The organism is Blautia sp. MB18-30 (assembly GCF_023669475.1).
Taxonomy (GTDB): Bacteria; Bacillota; Clostridia; order Lachnospirales; family Lachnospiraceae; genus Blautia_A; species Blautia_A fusiformis.
Map to the genome: position 1 here is coordinate 1 of NZ_JAMOYY010000067.1, position 5,649 is coordinate 5,649.

Sequence of the window (5,649 nt, forward strand, 5' to 3'; positions counted from 1 at the left end):
AGGCTATTTCGGGAATTAACGACTGTGGAGTGTACTTAGGATCTGTGAGTAGAGATAACTCCGGTTACTCAAAAGCATACACAAAGAAACAGTAAGCGGTATTCGTGAGAATCCGCATTATCTCGATTTGAGTATGTTTAATCACATTTTGAGTGGCAGAAAATATTATGGAATTAGGTGAAGGACTGAAGAAAATTTTACTGGCGGGTATTGGTACAGCAGCAGTGACAGCAGAGAAATCTAAGGAGATCCTGGATGAGCTGGTAAAAAAAGGAGAGCTTACTGTTGAGCAGGGAAAGGTCCTCAATCAGGAGCTGAAGCACAATATCAAGTCAACTGTTAAGACAGCAGCAGATTCCGTGAAAGAATCCGCAGCCAGAAAGAACGAGCAGGAGGAGCTTAAGGCGACGATCTCCAAGCTCACACCGGAGCAGCTTGCAGCTGTGAAGGCACAGATCGAGAGCATGCAGGCTGAGGCAGCTGCAAAAGAGGAAGAAGTACCTGTAGCAGAGCCTGTTGAGGATGCAGCCACAGAGACTGTTGAAGAAGAGAAAACAGAAGCAGCCGGCGGGAGTGAGGAAGCTCCGGAGGCAGAATAAAAAGAGACTTCTGAGAAAACAGCAGAACTCATGGAAGAAGCCGGACAGAACAAGACGGTGGAACAGAAACAAAAAGGCAGTTTAAGCACAAAGAGGAAGTATGAAAGCTGTCAGAGAATTAATAACGTAAACGGAGAATTTTATGGCCAGAGAAGAACAGGAGAAAAAAGAAAAAAGCGGATATGGAGAACGGCTGAGAGAGATCACAGCCGTTCTGAAAAAGCATGCCATTACCCGGGGTGTTTCTCCTGAGAAGCTCCGGCTCATACTGGAAGACCTGGGCCCAACTTATATCAAGTTGGGTCAGATTATGTCCCTGCGTTCCGATATTTTGCCCAAAATATACTGTGATGAGCTGATGAAACTCTGTTCCGATGTGCCGTCCATGCCTTTTTCACAGGTGATAGAAGTTCTGGAGGAATCCATGGGCTGTCCATGGCAGGAGGAATTTCAGCGCATTGATGAGAAGCCCCTTGGAGCTGCATCCATTGCACAGGTGCACCGGGCAACTCTGAAAACAGGGGAAGAGGTTGTGATCAAGGTTCAGCGAAAAGGAATCTATGAGACTATGGCCCGGGATATCGGACTGATGCATAAGGCAGTGCGTCTGATGCCACCGGTAAGTATCAAAGGCATGGTAGATCTGAACATGGTCTTAAGTGAGCTGTGGACCGTGACCCAGGAGGAGATGAATTTTCTCACAGAGGCAGCCAATATGGCGGAATTTGCGAAGAAGAATAAAGATGTGGCATTTGTGAAGGTGCCTGTTCTTTATCGCGAATATATTTCACCACATGTTCTGGTGATGGAATATATTGACGGCTTTGCGATCAATGACCGGGCAGATCTTCTGGCGAATGGATATGATCTCAATGAGGTCGGAACGAAATATGTGGATAATTTCATCAAACAGGTGATGGAGGATGGCTTCTTCCATGCAGATCCTCATCCCGGAAATGTACGGATTCAGGAGGGAAAGATCGTCTGGATCGACATGGGAATGATGGGGCGTCTTACAGAACACGACCGTCAGCTGATCAGCGAAGCCATAGAAGGTGTTGCCATGAACAACATCGGCAAGATTCAGGATGCGGTTCTGGCTCTGGGAGATTTTAAGGGCAAACCGGATTCCAGCAAGCTTTATGAGGATATCCGCGGACTTATGGAGAAATATGGTACTGCGGATATGGGGAACATTGATGTGGCTGAAGTGATGGTGGACCTGATGGAGGTCATGAAAGAAAATAAGATCATGATGCCTCACGGACTGACTATGCTTGCAAGGGGGCTGACTCATGTGGAGGGGGTTCTGGCTGATATATGTCCGGACATCAATATGACACAGATTGCTGCGGCAAGGCTCAAGGAGCAGCTGTTCAGCAATGGGAACTGGAAGCGTGAGATCAAAAAAGAAGGAAAAAATCTTGCCTGGTCGCTGAAACGTGCAGTGGATATTCCTTCTCTGGCGGCGGATTTCCTTCAGGGCTGTATGAAGGGGCAGACAAAGATCAATCTGGATCTTCATGCTTCGGATGATCTGGCGTGGCTTTTGCGGCGGCTGGTGCGGAATATTGTGATGGGGCTGTGGGTGATGGCGCTTCTGATCAGTTCCAGCATTATCTGCACTACAGATATGAAGCCGAAGCTGTGGGGGATTCCGGCTCTGGGGGCTTTTGGCTATGTGTTTGCTTTTATTATTGTTTTGTATGTGTTTATCAAGCATTTCTTTTCCGGAAAATAAAAGACGGAGATCATTTGCAGAGTCTGCGGGATGGTTTCCGTCTTTTTTTGCTGTTATGGAATTGTTTCGGTCTGCTGTTATAACTGCGATTAGGAGCTATCATCTTTCGACCGGCTGGTAAAGGACGGAGTACGGGTGTCTGGTCAGGTGTAGATGGTTCCGCTGTAGGCTTTGCGGAATTCCTTTGGGGTGTAACCGGTTCCCTGGCGGAAGTAGTTGCAGAAGGAGGGCGCGTCCCGAAAGCCGCAGGAGAGAGCTGCTTCTGTGATGGTGCAGGAGGAGGAGCAGAGAAGCTGGGCTGCCATCTGGAGGCGGTGTTTCAGGAGATATTGTTTTGGGGAGGTGTTTTCATGTTCCATGAAGATTCGGTAAAGATAGGAACGGTCGATTCCTACGTAGTGTGCCACGTCTGAGATCTGGATGGGGTAGGCATAGTTGTTTCTGATGTATTCGGAGGCTTTCTGAAAGTACAGGTTTGAGATGTCGGTCCTGCTTTCGGAGGGCTTTTTTTGCATGTCGGATAGTATCAGGAGGAGGTTTCCTGTGGAGGCAAGGTCGTTTCCGTTGTTTTCGGAAAAGGTGTCAAGTAGGCTTTGCATGTGGGTGAGGAGGCTGTTTTGCCGGGAGGGTGTTTTCGGGGTGAAGATTGGGGTGTCGGAAAATACGGTTTGTTTCAGGATTTCTTTGCAGGCGGAGCCGTCAAAGCCTGCCCAGGCGTAGCTCCAGGGGTCGGAGGTGTCGGCGCGGTAGTAGATGGAGTCCATGGGGCGGATGAGAAAGGCGTCGCCTGCTTTCAGATGGTAGGTGTGGCCGCTGCACTGGTAGATGCCTTTGCCGTGGAAGATCACGTGGAGAAGGTAGTGTGGGCGCATGGCCGGGCCGAAGGAGTGGTTCGGGCCGCAGTCTTCCTGGCCGCAGAAGTAGACGGAGAGGGTGTGCTGGGTTTGGGTTTCTTTGGAATCGTTTTTCATTTGGGTGGGCCTCCTGTTTTTGGGTTATTCAACAAAAACGCAATTTTGGGTCACAAAATGGGATGGAATGTTGTATGAGGTGATTATACAATATTGGGTGTGGGAAGGGCAAGGATGGATATGGATATACGGACGCCCGCGAGGTGTGTGCTGCCTGTCGGCGGATGACTTCTAAGCCGCTGAAAATCTGCTAAAAGCGCTTTAAAAATTCTCGAACTCGCGTCTGAAGCCGCTCAGACAGCGAGAATTTTTGAAGCAACGCAGATTTCCAGCGGCTAAGAATCAGCACCCCTCCTGCAGAGTCCGCCGACAGGCAGCACACACCTCACGGGCTGGTATTTCAGGGCGGAAGGGATAGAGTGGCGGTGGTGGGTGGGATTACAGGCGAGACGGGAAGCGGCTGGAGAAAATGTGGTTGACGGAGCGGGATGAATACATCGGCGGAGCGTAGCATTATCAATACCGTAGAATACATCGCCGTGCCAATACATTAACACATTCCCACAGCGTACGACAATATAGTGTGCCTGGAAAGGGGAGCGCGAGGGGGAAAAGCGGGCTTCGCAACTTTGAGTGCTTTCCCCCTCGCAGATTTCCTACTCTTTGAAAAGCGGATAAATTCACACTAATACCCCAAAAAATAACCTCAACATTAAAAAAATAGATTTACATATAAAAGGAGGAGCCTTAACATGAAAACAACTATATTAAAAAACGAATTCTGGTACGGTGGTGCAGTCTATGAAGGCTACCGCCAGCCCGTAGGTGCAGACGACATTGTGGACTGGGATTTCCGCGAAAACCCAACCCACAATCAGATCATGCCTTTATTCCTTTCCTCGAAAGGCCGCTATATCTGGAGCGATGCAGGTTTTCACATTTCTTTCAGAAATGGTGAGATCCTGGCGGAAGGTCCGGAACCTATCATTCTGAAAGATGGCTTCAATGATCTGCGAGGTGCATACCTGGCAGCCATGAAAGCGCATTTTCCATTTCATGAGATCAAACTTTCAGACAGGTTTTTCAAAGTACCGGTATACAATTCCTGGATCGAACTTACCTATTATCAGACCCAGAAGAATATCCTGAAATATGCAAAAGGTATTCTGGAAAATGGTTTTCCATCCGGTGTTCTGATGATCGATGATGGCTGGTCTCCTTATTATGGAAGGTGGCAGTTCAGGGGGGATAATTTCAAGGATGCGAAGGCGATGCTCAAAGAATTGCATGAGATGGGATTTTCTGTGATGCTGTGGATCTGTCCGTTTATTACTCCGGATACGTTGGAGTTCCGGGAGGCTAGGGATAAGCATTTTCTGATTGAAACTCCGGAGGGAAAACCTCGTATCCTGGAGTGGTGGAATGGGTATTCTGCAGCTTTGGATCTGACGAATCCGGATGCGATGAAGTGGCTGAAGGATCAGCTGGATGTTCTGACGGATATGGGTGTGGATGGCTTTAAACTGGACGCGGGTGATCCTTGTTATTATCATGCGGGTGATAAACTGTTCCGTGATGTTTCTACGGATGAGTTGTCCAGGCTTTGGGCTGAGTTTGGAGAGCAGTTTGCGTTTAATGAGCTGAGAGTGTGTTTCCGGGCCGGGGGTTATTCTCTGATGCAGAGACTTTGTGATAAGCAGACGAAGTGGGATGAGAGTGGTATTGCGGGATTGATCCCGGATACGTTGCTCCAGGGGCTTACTGGGCATCCTTTTGGCAGTCCGGATATGATTGGCGGGGGTGAGTATACCTGCTTTTTGAATGGGAATGAGAATGCGTGTACGCCGGAGATGTTTGTGCGGTATGCACAGATCGCGGCTTTGATGCCGGTGATGCAGTTTTCGGCTTCTCCGTGGAGGGTGCTGCCTGAGGCGGATTTTCAGAAGGTTAAGGCTGCGCTGGCGCTCAGAGAGAAATGTCTGCCGGAGATTTTCAAGGCTGTAGAGTGTGCGAAAGTTACTGGTGAGCCGATTGCCCGTTCTATGGAGTTTGTTTTCCCTGGACAGGGTATGGAGAGGGTGATGGATCAGTTTATGGTTGGTGATGCGCTTTTGGTGGCGCCTGTTTGGAAGCAGGGGGAGATTGTCAGAAGTGTGACTTTGCCTGAGGGGCAGTGGAGGTGTGTTAGCCTTGGAGAGACTGAGGGTGATGTACTGAATGGTGGCCGGAATGTGGTTCTTGGTGAGAATGATGGGCTGGTTGTTTTGAGGAGAGTGTAGGACAACGCACAACAATTGCGTGCCCGGAAAGGGGGAGCGCGAGGGGGAAAAACGGGCTTCGCAACTCTGAGTGCTTTCCCCCTCGCAGATTTCCTCCGCTTTGAAAAGCGAAAATACTA

The 5,649-nt window shown here is 49.1% G+C and carries 4 protein-coding genes; 3 read left to right on the forward strand and 1 reads right to left on the reverse strand.

Features of this window, described 5'->3' with window-relative positions:
• The first annotated feature begins 167 nt into the window (after positions 1–167).
• Both NCY57_RS16265 and NCY57_RS16270 read left to right on the forward strand, forming a co-directional pair.
• Complete coding sequence (locus NCY57_RS16265; RefSeq protein ID WP_180215041.1) at positions 168–599, forward strand: phasin family protein; 432 nt, start codon at positions 168–170, stop codon at positions 597–599.
• A gap of 142 nt (positions 600–741) precedes the next feature.
• Complete coding sequence (locus NCY57_RS16270) at positions 742–2,340, forward strand: ABC1 kinase family protein (protein WP_161209424.1); 1,599 nt, start codon at positions 742–744, stop codon at positions 2,338–2,340.
• A gap of 143 nt (positions 2,341–2,483) precedes the next feature.
• Here NCY57_RS16270 and NCY57_RS16275 read toward each other — a convergent pair whose 3' ends face one another.
• The gene (locus NCY57_RS16275; protein ID WP_173740095.1) at positions 2,484–3,311 is read right to left on the reverse strand and encodes an AraC family transcriptional regulator; all 828 of its coding nucleotides are present in this window, start codon (positions 3,309–3,311) and stop codon (positions 2,484–2,486) included.
• A gap of 692 nt (positions 3,312–4,003) precedes the next feature.
• Between NCY57_RS16275 and NCY57_RS16280 the strand changes: the two genes are divergently transcribed.
• Positions 4,004–5,530, forward strand: a complete 1,527-nt coding sequence (locus tag NCY57_RS16280; RefSeq protein ID WP_250789849.1) for a glycoside hydrolase family 31 protein — start codon at positions 4,004–4,006, stop codon at positions 5,528–5,530.
• Positions 5,531–5,649: the final 119 nt, after the last annotated feature.

Excerpts from the sequence above, each read along its gene's own strand:
- NCY57_RS16265 (WP_180215041.1), top strand. The coding sequence starts at position 168 with ATGGAATTAGGTGAAGGACTGAAGAAAATTTTACTGGCGGGTATTGGT.
- NCY57_RS16270 (WP_161209424.1), top strand. The coding sequence starts at position 742 with ATGGCCAGAGAAGAACAGGAGAAAAAAGAAAAAAGCGGATATGGAGAA.
- NCY57_RS16275 (WP_173740095.1), bottom strand. The coding sequence starts at position 3,311 with ATGAAAAACGATTCCAAAGAAACCCAAACCCAGCACACCCTCTCCGTC.
- NCY57_RS16280 (WP_250789849.1), top strand. The coding sequence starts at position 4,004 with ATGAAAACAACTATATTAAAAAACGAATTCTGGTACGGTGGTGCAGTC.